This window comes from Oxalicibacterium faecigallinarum (assembly GCF_014635705.1).
GTDB lineage: Bacteria > Pseudomonadota > Gammaproteobacteria > Burkholderiales > Burkholderiaceae_D > Oxalicibacterium > Oxalicibacterium faecigallinarum.
In genome coordinates this window covers 470,536-484,591 of record NZ_BMDI01000001.1, presented here as the reverse complement: position 1 = coordinate 484,591, position 14,056 = coordinate 470,536, and the positions used below count along the sequence as shown (strand labels likewise).

Below are 14,056 nucleotides of genomic sequence, written 5' to 3'. Positions count from 1 at the left end.
TCATTGCATCAAGACGGAATCAGCGCATTGAATCTTTATCTCTGAACTGGGGCAAGTATGGCAATGGATCGGTTGTTTCTTCTGATGAAGGAAAAAGCAGCATCAGACCTGTTCATTGCTGTTAATTCACCGATTCACGTCAAGATCAATGGTCAGCTGATTCCCGTCAATCAGACCCGCATGGACCAGGCCGCCATCATGGCCTTGCTGGCCGAAGTCGTGCCAGCCGCCAAACTGGTCGAACTGGAGCGGGAGAACGAGCTCAACATCGGCATACCGGTACCGGATATCGGCAGCTTCCGCCTGTCGGCCTTCCGTCAGCGCGGTAACATTTCTGCCGTGCTGCGCTATGTGCCCAGTGAAATTCCGCCGCTTCATACCTTGCATTTGCCGGATACGCTGGCCGATCTGATCATGGAAAAACGCGGTCTGTTGCTGGTGGTCGGCTCCACTGGCTCAGGCAAATCCACCACGATCGCGTCGATGCTTGACCATCGAAATGCACTGCGTACCGGCCATATCCTGACGCTGGAAGATCCGATTGAGTTTTTGTTCCAGAACAAGCGCTCCATCGTCAATCAGCGTGAAATCGGTTCCGATTCACGCGATTTGCAATTGGCGCTGCGCAATGCCTTGCGGCAGGCACCCGACTGCATCCTGATCGGCGAGATTCGCGACAAGGAGACCATGTCGGCAGCGTTGGCCTACGCACAATCAGGCCATCTGGTGCTGGCGACCTTGCACGCAAACAACAGCTACCAGGCGCTCACGCGCATCATGAATTTTTACGACATTGAGCACCGTCAGTCGCTTCTCAGTGATTTGTCCTCGACCTTGCGCGCCATCGTGTCACAACGTCTGCTCGGCACTGTCGATGGCAAACGCCGTCCTGCCGTCGAAGTCATGATGAATACGCGCCACATTGCCGAGCTGATCGAGCAAGGCCAGCTGACGCAGATCAGGGAAGCGATCGACAACAGCCTGTCACCCGGCTCGCAAACGTTTGAGCAAGCCTTGATGCAACTGATTCAGGATGGCATCGTCACACAGGACGAAGCACTTGCGCACGCTGATTCGGCCAGCAACCTGTTCTGGCGCCTGAACAATTCAGGCGGCAAGGTGGAAGAAGAGGCACCGCCAAAAGAAGAAGCCAGTTTTACCGAATTCACATTGAAGATGTAACGACCATGACGATCACGCTGTACGGCATTCCCAATTGCGATACGGTCAAGAAAGCCCGCACCTGGCTTGAGGACAACGGTATCGACTATACCTTTCACGATTTCAAGAAAAACGGCATTGATGCCGCGCTGGTCAAGAGCTGGCTCAAGGATGTGCCACGCGATACGCTGATCAATCGCAAAGGCACCACGTGGCGCAAGGTCTCTGACGAGCAGAAAGCGGCAGCGGATCAGGATGCGGGTGCCGTCGCCCTCATGCTCGAGTCGCCGTCCGTCATCAAGCGTCCTGTCCTCAGCGGCGCAGGCAAAATCAGTGTCGGCTTCTCTGCCGATGCCTATCAACAAATTTTCAAGAAATGACATCATGAGCAAAACGCTCGCACTGACCGAAGAACTGATTGCACTCTCCTCCGTCACGCCACAGGACAAGGGTTGCCAGGCGCGTTTGATCGAACTGCTGTCGCCGCTTGGCTTCGCCTGCGAAACGATTGAATCCGGTGGCGTCACCAATCTGTGGGCACGCAAAGGCACCGCACAACCACTGCTGGTATTTGCAGGCCACACCGATGTGGTCCCAACCGGCCCGGTCGATCAATGGACATCACCACCGTTCGAACCGACCCATCGCGACGGTAAATTGTATGGTCGCGGCGCCGCCGACATGAAGACCTCGATCGCCGCCATGGTGATTGCAGCGGAAGAATTCGTCCACGCCAATCCTGATCACAAGGGTTCGATCGGCCTGCTCATTACCAGTGATGAAGAAGGCCCGGCCACCGACGGTACCGTCATCGTCTGCGACGCCTTGAAAGCGCGTGGCGAACAACTCGATTATTGCGTCGTGGGCGAGCCAACCTCGTCCGAGGTGCTCGGTGACACGATCAAGAATGGCCGTCGCGGCACCATGTCCGGCAAGCTGACGGTCAAAGGCATTCAGGGTCATATCGCTTACCCGCAACTGGCACGCAATCCGGTGCATGAATTGGCCCCTGCGCTGGCAGATCTCGTGGCAGAGAAATGGGACGACGGCAACGAGTACTATCTGCCAACGTCTTGGCAGGTGTCGAACATTCATGGCGGTACTGGTGCCTCAAATGTGATTCCGGGCACGGTCGTGGTCGATTTCAATTTCCGCTTCTGCACGGCAAGTACGGTAGAAGGTTTGCAGCAGCGTGTGCATGCCATCCTCGACAGACACAAGCTCGAATACGATCTGGTCTGGACTGTCGGTGGGCATCCTTTCCTGACACCAAAAGGCTCGCTCAGCGATGCGATGGCCAATGCCATCAAGGCAGAAACCGGCGTCACCACCGAGCTTTCGACGACAGGCGGAACTTCCGATGGCCGCTTCATCGCAAAGATCTGTCCGCAGGTCATCGAGTTCGGTCCGCCGAATGGCAGCATTCACAAGATTGACGAACACATCGAACTACGCTTCATCGATCCGCTGAAAAACATCTACCGCAGAACCATGGAAAACCTGCTGCTGTAACACCATCAACGCGGAGCCGGCACATGCCGGCTTCCGTACTTTAGGCAGCCTCTCCGCCTCCGTCACTTTTTGAATCCTACTGTCATGTTGACCAACCCGAACGAATTCACCACCCTCCGCGATCTTCTGCGCTATGCCGTCACGCGCTTCAATACGGCCAATCTGTTTTTTGGTCACGGCAGCAGCAATGCCCTGGACGAAGCGGCGTATCTGATCCTGCACACACTCAAACTGCCGCTCGATAAGCTCGATCCATTTTTCGATGCGCGTCTGTTACAGACGGAAGTCGAAGATGTTCTGCGCGTGATCAATCAGCGTGCCGATGAACGCCTGCCAGCGGCCTACATCACGAATGAAGCGTGGCTTGGCGGTTATCGCTTTTACGTCGATCAGCGCGTCATCGTGCCGCGCTCCTTCATCGCCGAACTGATTCCCGAACAGTTTTCGCCGTGGATCAACAAACCAGACAAGGTGGAAAACATTCTGGAATTGTGTACCGGCTCGGCCTGCCTGCCGATTTTGCTGGCAGATGCCTTTGAGAATGCCCAGATCGATGCGGTCGACATCTCACCGGAAGCACTGGCCGTTGCGGAACGCAACGTCAACGACTACGAGCTGCAGGATCGCATTACACTGATCCAGTCCGATCTGTACGCCAACGTGCCGGATCGCAAGTACGATCTGATCGTTACCAATCCGCCCTACGTCAATGCGGCCTCGATGAGCAAGCTGCCGCCTGAGTATCTTGCCGAGCCGCAGATTGCGCTGGCCGGCGGCGAAGACGGCATGGATCTGGTACGCGCCATCGTTGAAGGTGCGCGTACCCGCCTGAGCCCGCATGGTTTGCTGGTTGTCGAAATCGGTAACGAGCGTGCCTACGCCGAAGCCGCCTTTGCCGATCTGGATCTGACCTGGGTGACCACCAGCGCCGGCGACGATATGGTGTTTCTGATCACCGCCGACCAGCTTCTGTAACGATCCCCAAGTCGCAATTTCATGCATTTTTTGCAACCTATGGCAGCTCGCGCTGTCATAGCGTTGCGTTCCATTCGCACCGTTTGATTTGAAAGATGGATAACACTGCCGTGTTATCTGATTCCATTCATGATCCGTTTTCAGCAAGTTTCCCTCATGCGCGGCATCAAGCCGCTTCTCGAATCAGTCGATGTCACCCTCAATCCGGGCGACAAGATCGGCCTGATTGGCGCCAACGGTGCGGGCAAATCCAGCCTGTTTGCGATGCTGCGCGGCGAGCTGCATGCGGATCAGGGCAGTATCGACTTCCCCGCGAAATGGCGCGTCGCTCACGTCGCACAGGAAACGCCGGCGCTCGAACGTACTGCCATCGACTATGCAATCGACGGCGATGCCACCTTGCGCCAGCTTGAGCAGCAACTGGCTGCGCTGGAGGCGCTCCCGGACTCTGCAGAAAACGGTACGCGTATCGGTGAGCTCTACAGCGCGCTGGCCGATGCCGATGCCTATACCGTGCGCTCGCGTGCCGAACAACTTCTGGCCGGCCTCGGCTTTACGCTGGCGCAGATGGACCAGCCCGTTGCCAGTTTTTCCGGCGGCTGGCGCATGCGGCTGAATCTGGCGCAGGCTCTCATGTGTCCATCCGACCTGCTACTGCTCGATGAACCGACCAACCATCTGGATCTCGACGCCATCATCTGGCTGGAAGACTGGCTCAAGCGCTACGAAGGTACACTGATCATCATTTCGCACGATCGTGACTTCCTCGATGGGGTCGTCAATGTGATTGTGCATATTGATGACCGCAAGCTTAAACGCTATTCCGGCAATTACTCCTCGTTCGAACGACAACGTGCCGCACAGCTTGAACTGCAGCAAGGGATGATCGAGAAGCAGCAGCGCCAGCGTGCACACCTGCAATCCTTCATCGATCGCTTCAAGGCCAAGGCTACCAAGGCACGCCAGGCACAGAGCCGGATGAAGGCGCTCGCCAAGATGGAAGAACTGGCACCGTTACGTGCCGCGGCGGAATTCTCCTTCGAGTTCCGCGAACCGGCCAGCGCACCGAACCCGCTGCTCGTCATGGAAGGCGTGGATGCAGGCTACCGCATCGAAGATCCGAAGAGCGATGCCGTCAGCGAGAAGAAGATCGTCTCGCACATCAATTTTTCGCTGCAAACCGGACAACGCATTGGTTTGCTGGGCGTCAACGGTGCGGGCAAATCGACACTCATCAAAACCATTGCCGGCGAACTTGCACCTCTTCATGGCGATGCGCGTACCGGCAAGGGATTGGCGATCGGCTATTTTGCGCAGCATCAGGTTGAAATGCTGCGTCACGACGAATCGCCACTCTGGCACCTCATGCATATCGCACCGACCGTGCGTGAACAGGAGTTGCGCAATTTTCTCGGCAGCTTCAACTTCAACGGCAACATGGTCACCAGCAAGATCGCACCATTTTCCGGTGGCGAGAAGGCACGTCTGGCACTGGCATTGATTGTCTGGCAGCGCCCCAACCTGTTGCTGCTCGATGAACCGACCAACCATCTGGATCTGGAAACACGTGAAGCGTTGACGATGGCGCTCGCGCAGTTCGAAGGCACGCTTGTGCTGGTTTCGCATGATCGTCATCTGCTGCGGGCGACCACCGATCAGTTCATCATCGTGGCCGATGGCAAGCTGCAACCCTTTGACGGCGATCTGGACGACTACAAAGACTGGCTGTTTAAAACCAAACTGGCGGCAAAGAATACGGAGGCAGCCGGCACTGTCGCGCCGGTCACGATCAAGAACGCAGAAGGCGTACAGACGAAAGCGGCGGCACCTGCACCAGTCATCGATCGACGCGAGCAAAAGAAAATCGATGCGGAGGAACGTCAGCGCTTGTCCGCCTTGCGCAAACCCATCGACTTGCGCATCAAGCGTCTGGAAGACCAGATGGCCAAATGCAATGTGCGCAAAAACGAACTGGAAGCGCAGTTGTCCGATGAAAGCATCTACGATGCCGGCAACAAGGAAAAACTGAAGCAATTGTTAACCGATCAGGCTTACTGCACGCGCGAGCTGGCAGACCTGGAAACCGAATGGCTGGAACAGCAGGAAGCGCTGGAACAGCTCACTATCTGACATACGATCGAGGCATGCCATGAGTGCACTTCCCACCCTTTCCATCATTGGTTGCGGCAAGCTGGGCCGCTCATTAGCACGCATGTTTGTCACCCACGACAGCGCCCTGCTGGCCGATGTTCTGAACGTCAATCCGGAAAGCAGTGCGCGTGCAACCGCCTTCATCGGTGCCGGCAGAGTCGCCCGTGGCTATCAGGATCTGCGCCCGGTCGACATTTTTCTGATCGCCGCACCGGATGACCAGATCGAGACCTGCTGCGCCGCGCTGGCCGAGTCCGGCACCCTGTCTGCCAGAAGCGTCGTGTTTCATTGCAGCGGCGCTTTGCCTTCCAGCGCCTTGGCACAGGCGAGTGCGCAAGGTGCATCGGTTGCCAGCATCCACCCGATCCGCAGCTTTGCCATGCCGGAGAAAGTCATCGAGGATTTTGCCGGCACGTATTGCGGCGTGGAAGGTGACCCGCGCGCACTCGATCTCCTGACAACGCTGTTCAACAGCATTGGCGCGCGTTTCGTTCCGATTGATCGCGATGCCAAGGTGCTGTATCACGCGGCAGCCGTGTTCGCCTCCAATTATCTAGTCACATTGCTGGATACGGCAATCCAGACTTACGCCAAGGCAGGCATCCCACAGGACGTGGCATTGAAAATGATGTCCGTACTGGTGCGGGAAACGACCAGCAATGTCTTGCAGACCGGTCCTGAACGCGCACTCACCGGTCCGATTGCACGCGGCGACATGGATACGGTCACCAAACAGTATCGCGCGCTCACGGCGGCGCATCCGGCGCACGGTCGACTCTACAAGCAACTCGGTATCGAGACCGTGCATCTGGCCAATCGGCGCAAACAAGGCGCAGACTGACGTCATCCATTGAGCATCAAGTTTCCGAAGTTTCTCTAGATCGCGTCCGTCACCGCGCGTAAAAAGGCCTGCGTGCGCGCATGTTGCGGGTTGCCGAATACCTGCTCCGGTGAGCCTTGCTCGACAATTTTTCCTTCCGAGAAAAAGCAGATACGGTCGGCAAACTCTTTGGCAAATCCCATCTGATGGGTGACCATCAGCATGGTCAGATCATGTTCGTCTCCGAGCTGTCGAATGACATTCAGTACTTCACCGCATAGTTCCGGGTCCAGCGCTGAAGTGACCTCATCAAACAGCATGATCTGTGGTCGCATCGCCAGCGCACGCGCAATCGCCACGCGCTGCTGCTGGCCGCCGGACAATTGCGCCGGATAATGGTCGAGCTTGTCGCCGAGGCCAACCATGCTCAGCAATTCGGCTGCACGGGCGTGTGACTCCTTTTTACTCAAACCCAGTGACGAGACCGGTCCTTCCGCCGCATTCTGCAACGCCGTCATATGGGGGAAGAGATTGAAGTTCTGGAACACCATGCCGATACGACTGCGCCCTTCACGCTTGTAACGTTCATTGGCGCGCACCAGACCATCGTTGCCTTGCATGTGCGTCAAAGGACGTCCATCCACTTCAATCAAGCCTTCATCGATCTCTTCCAGCAACATCAACATGCGCAGCAAGGTCGATTTGCCGGAACCGCTGGGACCGATCAAGGCTACTTTCTCGTTCCATCCGATATCCAGATCGAGCCGATCCAGCACCGTCAGATCGCCATATCGTTTGGTCACGCCGCTGAAGCGTACAAAGGCAGAGGTCGTCATATCGTTTTCCTTGCTGCCGTAGCCGGCAATTGCAAATGCTGTTCGAGCCGTCTGACCAGCAATGCCACCACAATGCTGATGATCAAAAAGAAAATACCGGCCATCGTGATCGGCTCCAGATAGCGAAAGCTGCGCGAGCCAATGTTCTTTGCCTGCAGCATCAGCTCAACCACCGTGATGGCGGACAGCACCGGCGTGTCCTTGAACATGGCAACGAAATAATTACCAAGCGCCGGAACGACGGGACGGATCGCTTGCGGCAGAATGACGCGACGATAGGCATGCCACGGCGACATGCTCAACGCCTTGCAAGCCTCCCATTGGCCGCGCGGCACGCCATCCAGCCCGGCGCGATAGACTTCTGCCACGTAACAGGCATAGTGCAGCGCGATCCCGGCGATACCAGCACTCCATGCTGACAGCGTAAGGCCGAACTCGGGCATGACGTAGAACAAGAAATACAACTGGATCAGCAAAGGCGTACTACGGATGAATTCAATTACCGTTGCTGCAGGCCATGACAACAGCCACAAATGGCTACGCCTCAGCAATGCCAGCAGCAGGCCCAACAACAAGGCAATGCTGAAGCCCATTATCGTGATGACTATCGTGTTTCCCGCCGCCATCAACAGCTCGGGAAAAATGCTGCGCGCAAAATCCAGATCAATCAGCGCATCCATTAGCGTGACTCCCTGACGATGCCACGGCTAAAACGTCTGGCAACGCTGCGCATGCCAAAGTTGATGCACTGTGCCAGCACAAAATAGATTAGCAGGGTCACACCGAATACTTCACGGCTCATGAATGTCAACTGCACCAATTGATTGGCACGGAAAGTCAGATCAGCCATGGTGATCAGCGAGATCAGCGAAGTACCTTTCAACAATTCGATCAAGAGATTGGTCGCGGGCGGAATGGCATTGACCAGCGCCTGCGGCAAGACGATACGGACAAAGCGCCGGTGCGGTGGCATGTTCAGTGCGACGGCTGCCTCGATCTGTCCGCGTGGCACGCTTTCCAGTGCACCGCGCATGACTTCCGCACCGTAGGCGCCAATGTGCAGACCAAGACCAATCACCGCGACGACAAACGAACTAAGCTCCAGATTGAACGGCGGCAGCGGCAATACGAAATACAGCCAGAACAACTGCACCAGCAACGAGGTCCCGCGAAACACCTCAATATAGATATTGGCCAGCCAGCGCAGGCCACGTACCGGCGACAGTTTGGCAAGTGCTGCGCCGCACGCCATGAACATCGCAAGTAACGACGCCAGTGCCGTCACTTCAATCGTGACGACCAATCCCTTCAACAACAATGGCAGCAGATCGCTCATCATGGCCGTTCAAAATCCGCCAGTGTCTTGTCCGTCAGATTGCCACGATCAAATCCGAAAGGAGCCACCGTCCGCAAGTGGTCATCGCTACCGATCCATTCCTTCAGCGCACCGTTGACTGCCTCGCGCAAATCCTCATCACCCTTGCGAAATGCCAGTGCACCGTAGCCGATATGCGCAGGATCATCATGAAACACTTCTACGGCTTCCATCCGCCCTTTGCTCTTTGATGCCATATCCTTCATGGTCAGCCGTGTCCCTACGGCAGCGTGGGCGCGTTTGGTCTTCACCGCCTGAAACTGCGCAATCGTATTGGGCACTTGCAGAATCTGGCTCTCGCGCACGCCACCCTTGATCGCATAGTCGTACTCGACCGTACCGGCCATGACGGCCAGTTTGAGCGAGGGATCGCGCGCGATATCGGCAAAGCTGTGCAGCTTGCGACTGTTTCCCTTTCGAACCAGCAGCGTATCGTCCAGCTGGTAATGCGGATCGGCAAACAGCACCTGCTGCATGCGCTCGGGCGTGATGTACATGCCAGCCGCAATGACATCGAAACGATTGGCCTGCAAACCCGGAATCAGGGCGCCCCACTCCGTCAATACCGGCTTGATTGTCTTGATACCGAGGCGGGCAAAAACAGCCTTGGCAATTTCCGGTGATTCACCCGTCACCTTGCCCTGCAGATCGCTGTATGCAAACGGCACTTCGTTTGCATAGCCAATGCGCACTTCGCCTGTGCGCTGGATACGCTCCCAGGTTGTTTCGGCATGCAGTTGAGAGGACGTCGAGAGACCGGCAAGACACAAGATCACTGCCGCAAGCCGTCCGATAGCGTGATGCATCGCGGCTCCTGATTGCAGATAGATGATGGCCGGCAAGACTTTCCATAGCCTCGCCGGCGCTTGTGCGATATTAACGAATCAATTTATATGATGTCAAATTATTCGTATTGAAATTAATTTAAAGCCATGTCCGCAACGCTTGACCTGACGCCATGCATAATGACGACCCACAATGACAACAGGCTTGCGATCCTTCTCTCTCACTGCGCAAACGGGTATGCGGGAAGAAGTAAACATTGAATTTGATCGTCGGAAACGCGCCAACTGGTTTGGCAATGCATTGAGGAAACGCCAACGCTGAGCATTACATCGACGGAGCGACCGCGACGACGATGCCTACAGTAACTGCAAGGCTTGCTCGATGTCAGCGATCAGATCGTCGGTCGCTTCCAGACCGATGTTCAACCTGACCAACTGGCCCTGATGGGGCCAACTGCCGCGCATCCCTTTCATCCGGTATGGCACGGCAAGGCTGTGCACACCACCCCAGCTGAAGCCGATCTTGAATAAGCGGAGGCCGTCGACAAAGCGATCGGTTTGCGCTTCGGTATATTGCGGATCGAACAGAATCGAAAACAAACCACCGGCCCCGGTAAAGTCTCTTTGCCAGAACGCATGACCGGGGCAGCCTGGAAATGCGGGATGCAGAATCGTCGCGATCTCGGGTCGATTGCTCAACCAGCTTGCCACTTTGCGCGCTGCTGCATCATGTGCCTCAAAACGCAGTTTCATCGTAGGCAAGCTGCGTAATAGCAGATAGGCATCATCGGCACCGATACCGAAACCAAGACGCATGTGGGCCGACTCGAGCCGACTGTTCAATGTCTTATCCTGCGTGATGACAGCCCCCATCAACACGTCCGAGCCACCGGACTGATACTTGGTCAGCGCCTGCATGACGATATCCACACCCAGTCTGAAAGCGGGCAAAGCCAATCCTGCCGACCAGGTATTGTCGAGAGCAACCAAGACACCCTTGTCATGCGCGGCCTGACAGATTGCAGGCAAGTCCGGCACTTCCATCGAAACCGAACCCGGTGCCTCGGTCCAGATCAGGCGTGTGTTCGGTTGAATCAGCCCGGCAATTCCGCTGCCGATCATCGGATCGTAGTAGCGCACCGCGATCCCGAAATCCTGCTGCAGCCAGTTAGCCAGTTCGCGGCTTGGGCTGTAGACGTTATCCGGAATCAGCACCTCATCACCGGTTTTCAGAAAAGCAAAGTTGACCAGCACGATCGCCGCGAGACCACTCGGTGCCAGCACACAGTGCCTGCCCTCTTCGATTTCGGCCAGACGTGCTTCGAGCGTGAAGGTGGTCGGCGTGCCGTGCAGACCGTAGGTGTAACCGCTTTTGTCCTGCCAGTTGCGTGCACGCATGGCAGCGACGTTGTCGAACAAAACGGTAGAGGCGTGATGGATCGCCTGCGGCAAGGCACCAAAGCCGTCCGGCGCCTGATAGTCGCTGTGAATCAGGGTGGTCTGTAACGACTGACGATCCTTCACGGCGGCTCCTTTGATGAATTAGTGTTTGAGGTTTGGCTTTCTGGAAGCCGCCGCATCCGGCGGTGGCATGATCTGCAAGGCAAACGGTTTAGTGACAGACCCATCTGCGGATACCCAGGTTCCCGCGACCTTGTCGCCCGAAACGATGCCGTCCCACTCGCCAGAAATATGCGTGCCGTCCTGCGACTCTTCCAGTTGGAAGAGCTCACCGTCAATATCACCGGCAATCAGAATCTTCAGTGATTGACCAAAGAAAAAATATTCGCCTTCAAAACCTTCGTCGGCGGGTACTTTCGGGCGAATCGTCACCTGCACACCATCGTCACCAATGGTGCCGCGCAGCGTAGCAGCTTGCCGAAAGACCGATGGCACGCCGGTGCTTTGAACCGACACAAACGGCGTCGGCCCTACCGACTCGGCCCAACCTGCAACTGAAAAAGACGACGCGCACACAAACACCAATGCTGCCAGCAGGCCCCTCATTGTGCTTCGGCCCACAGGTCATGCGCATCTGCTGCGGTAATCTTCACGTCGACAAACTCGCCGACCTTGAGCTTGCGATGCGGTTCATATGGCGGCTTGACGTACACCACGCCATCGATCTCCGGCGCATCGGCAGCCGAACGTCCCACACCACCGCTGCGGTCGATTTCGTCAATCAGCACGCGCATGGTCTTGCCGACTTTGGCTTGCAGACGCTGCCTCGAAATTTCTTCCTGCAACTCCATGACACGTGCACGACGTTCTTCGCGTACTTCTTCCGGCACCGCCCCCGGAATCTCATTCGCGGTCGCCCCCTCTACCGGCGAATAGGCGAAGCAGCCAAGACGGTCAATCTGCGCTTCCTTGAGGAAATCGAGCAGATATTCAAACTCTGCCTCGGTTTCACCCGGAAAACCGGCAATGAAGGTGGAGCGTATTGTCAAATCCGGCACCATGGCGCGCCATGCTTGAATACGTTCGATATTTTTCTCGCCGCTGGCCGGACGCTTCATGCGTTTGAGAACGTCGGGATGTGCATGCTGCAGCGGCACATCCAGATACGGCAGGATTTTTCCGTCCGCCATCAACGGCATGATCTGGTCAACGTGTGGATACGGATACACGTAATGCAGGCGAATCCACGCACCATACTGGGATGCCAGTTCGCCCAGCGCTTCCGCCAGTTGGGTCATATGCGTCTTGACCGGCTTGCCGTTCCAGAAGCCGGTACGGAATTTGACGTCAACGCCATAGGCGCTGGTATCTTGCGAGATGACCAGCAGTTCCTTGACGCCTGCCTTGAACAGGTTTTCGGCTTCCAGCATCACATCGGCAATCGGACGCGAGACCAGATCGCCACGCATGGAAGGGATGATGCAGAAGCTGCAACGATGGTTGCAGCCTTCGGATATCTTCAGATAGGCAAAATGTTTCGGCGTGAGCTTGATACCCTGTGCCGGCACCAGATCAATAAACGGCGTATGCGGCTTGGGCATATGCGTATGCACGGCATCCATGACTTCGCCAAGCGCATGCGGACCAGTGACGGCCAGCACTTTGGGATGCACTTTCTGGATGATGTCGTCGCCGTCGGCATCTTTCTTGGCACCGAGGCAACCTGTGACGATGACCTTGCCGTTTTCATTCAGCGCTTCGCCAATGGCATCCAACGATTCCTGCACAGCGGCATCGATAAAACCGCAAGTATTGACGATGACAAGATCCGCACCGTCATAGGATTTTGCCGTGTCGTAGCCTTCGGCACGCAATTGCGTAAGAATCTGCTCGGAATCGACGAGTGCTTTGGGGCAGCCAAGGGAAACGAAGCCGATCTTGGGTGCTGTCTGAGGAACGTTGGTCATGTTAAAACGGCAAAAAGCGGACAAAAATCAATCCGCTATTGTACCGCGTTCACCCTGCTGGTCTTGTGCCTATTCTTGGCTCACCTGTTGCAGATGAGCCCCAGGCGATGCCCGAACCGGCAGGTATGGCGCAAGTTAGATATCCGCCGATACGGATGGCATCGGCAGAAGCGAGTCGATTGAGGACAACCCTTCGTCATCTGCCTCCTCGTCAATAGTTGCCATCTTGTCCTGCACCAGCGCGATTGCCTGCGTGCTCGTTTCCAGACAACTGGCCAGCATGTCCTGCATGGCATGACCGTAATAGCGAATCATCAATGAAAGCATGGCGGACGACAGCAATGGCTTACCGGCCTCCTCCTCTTCCATGACGATCTGCAACAGCACACTGCGCGTCAGATCTTCACCGGTACGCGCATCGACTACCGAAAACGAAGCGTTATCCATGACGAGCTTTTTCACATCCGGCAGCGTGATGTACGCGCTCGTCTGTGTATCGTAGAGACGGCGATTAGGGTATTTTTTGATCAGACGTTCAGAAAACTGAGTGACATTCGGCATCGAGAACTCCGACAGATTGCATGGCAGATCAACGCATCAAGAGCCAGCCGACAATGTGCGAGCTGGCAAAGCATTATAGTGTGCGGAAACGCATCGATTCTAGCGGTTCAGCCGGGAATGCGTGTCAGAAAACCATTCATCTTTTCAAACAAACGCTCATCTTAAGAAAAATTATGGATAGATCACCATTCAATACGCATACCGCTGACCTGACCGCTACATGCATTTCCACATTTATCGTATCGTGACGCTTTTCCCTGTTGGCTTCCCATGTATATCATTCTGATCGCCTGGATTTATGTCGTCTTCATGATGGCCATCACCGAGACATCGGCGGTAGCGGGCGTCCTGACTTTTCTGCTTTACGGTGTGTTGCCGGCTTCCATTATTTTTTACATCGGCACCAGCGGAAAACGTAAAACCCTGCGGCAACGCCAGCAAGAAAAAGACAACGCAGAGAAAAAGGCACGCGCATCAAGTGAAGCGCAGGACAACTAATCCAGCTATCCATC

The 14,056-nt window shown here is 55.9% G+C and carries 14 protein-coding genes and 1 pseudogene; 7 read left to right on the top strand and 8 right to left on the bottom strand.

What is annotated here, in order from left to right:
• Positions 1-57 precede the first annotated feature (57 nt).
• From IEV29_RS02350 to IEV29_RS02325, 6 genes are all read left to right on the top strand, one after another.
• Positions 58-1,182 carry a PilT/PilU family type 4a pilus ATPase gene (locus IEV29_RS02350; protein ID WP_188379660.1) on the top strand — a complete coding sequence of 375 codons (1,125 nt, stop codon included), beginning with the start codon at positions 58-60 and terminating at the stop codon, positions 1,180-1,182.
• A gap of 5 nt (positions 1,183-1,187) precedes the next feature.
• Complete coding sequence (locus IEV29_RS02345) at positions 1,188-1,541, top strand: ArsC family reductase (protein ID WP_188379659.1); 354 nt, start codon at positions 1,188-1,190, stop codon at positions 1,539-1,541.
• A gap of 4 nt (positions 1,542-1,545) precedes the next feature.
• A complete protein-coding gene (gene dapE, locus IEV29_RS02340; protein WP_188379658.1) occupies positions 1,546-2,673 on the top strand; it encodes a succinyl-diaminopimelate desuccinylase in 1,128 nt (375 codons plus the stop codon).
• A gap of 84 nt (positions 2,674-2,757) precedes the next feature.
• Complete coding sequence (gene prmB, locus IEV29_RS02335) at positions 2,758-3,648, top strand: 50S ribosomal protein L3 N(5)-glutamine methyltransferase (protein ID WP_188379657.1); 891 nt, start codon at positions 2,758-2,760, stop codon at positions 3,646-3,648.
• A 129-nt stretch (positions 3,649-3,777) separates the two neighbouring features.
• The gene (locus tag IEV29_RS02330; RefSeq protein WP_188379656.1) at positions 3,778-5,778 is read left to right on the top strand and encodes an ATP-binding cassette domain-containing protein; all 2,001 of its coding nucleotides are present in this window, start codon (positions 3,778-3,780) and stop codon (positions 5,776-5,778) included.
• A gap of 19 nt (positions 5,779-5,797) precedes the next feature.
• A complete protein-coding gene (locus IEV29_RS02325) occupies positions 5,798-6,640 on the top strand; it encodes a Rossmann-like and DUF2520 domain-containing protein (protein ID WP_188379655.1) in 843 nt (280 codons plus the stop codon).
• 35 nt (positions 6,641-6,675) lie between these two features.
• On the opposite strand, the gene ehuA is transcribed toward IEV29_RS02325, so the two are convergent.
• The 8 genes and pseudogenes from ehuA to phaR all read right to left on the bottom strand — a co-directional run.
• Positions 6,676-7,455, bottom strand: a complete 780-nt coding sequence (ehuA, locus tag IEV29_RS02320) for an ectoine/hydroxyectoine ABC transporter ATP-binding protein EhuA (protein WP_188379654.1) — start codon at positions 7,453-7,455, stop codon at positions 6,676-6,678.
• Positions 7,452-8,135 (bottom strand): ectoine/hydroxyectoine ABC transporter permease subunit EhuD, encoded by a 684-nt coding sequence (gene ehuD / locus IEV29_RS02315; protein WP_188379653.1) that lies wholly within the window; start codon positions 8,133-8,135, stop codon positions 7,452-7,454. The genes ehuA and ehuD overlap by 4 nt, the downstream gene beginning before the upstream one ends.
• A complete protein-coding gene (gene ehuC, locus IEV29_RS02310) occupies positions 8,135-8,791 on the bottom strand; it encodes an ectoine/hydroxyectoine ABC transporter permease subunit EhuC (protein WP_188379652.1) in 657 nt (218 codons plus the stop codon). Before ehuC ends, ehuD begins: the two co-directional genes overlap by 1 nt.
• Positions 8,791-9,636, bottom strand: a complete 846-nt coding sequence (gene ehuB, locus IEV29_RS02305) for an ectoine/hydroxyectoine ABC transporter substrate-binding protein EhuB (RefSeq protein ID WP_188379651.1) — start codon at positions 9,634-9,636, stop codon at positions 8,791-8,793. Before ehuB ends, ehuC begins: the two co-directional genes overlap by 1 nt.
• A gap of 336 nt (positions 9,637-9,972) precedes the next feature.
• On the bottom strand, positions 9,973-11,139 hold the full coding sequence (locus IEV29_RS02300; RefSeq protein WP_188379650.1) for a cystathionine beta-lyase: 1,167 nt from the start codon (positions 11,137-11,139) through the stop codon (positions 9,973-9,975).
• Positions 11,140-11,157: 18 nt separating this feature from the next.
• Positions 11,158-11,622, bottom strand: coding sequence for a hypothetical protein (locus tag IEV29_RS02295; protein WP_188379649.1), 465 nt, complete (start codon positions 11,620-11,622; stop codon positions 11,158-11,160).
• The gene (gene rimO / locus IEV29_RS02290; RefSeq protein ID WP_188379648.1) at positions 11,619-12,983 is read right to left on the bottom strand and encodes a 30S ribosomal protein S12 methylthiotransferase RimO; all 1,365 of its coding nucleotides are present in this window, start codon (positions 12,981-12,983) and stop codon (positions 11,619-11,621) included. The genes IEV29_RS02295 and rimO overlap by 4 nt, the downstream gene beginning before the upstream one ends.
• Positions 12,984-13,202: 219 nt before the next feature.
• Positions 13,203-13,544, bottom strand: a pseudogene (gene phaR / locus IEV29_RS02285) (polyhydroxyalkanoate synthesis repressor PhaR); the annotation flags it as partial.
• Positions 13,545-13,814: 270 nt separating this feature from the next.
• On the opposite strand from phaR, the gene IEV29_RS02280 reads away from it, so the two are divergent.
• Positions 13,815-14,042 (top strand): hypothetical protein, encoded by a 228-nt coding sequence (locus tag IEV29_RS02280; RefSeq protein ID WP_188379646.1) that lies wholly within the window; start codon positions 13,815-13,817, stop codon positions 14,040-14,042.
• The last annotated feature ends 14 nt before the right edge of the window (positions 14,043-14,056 follow it).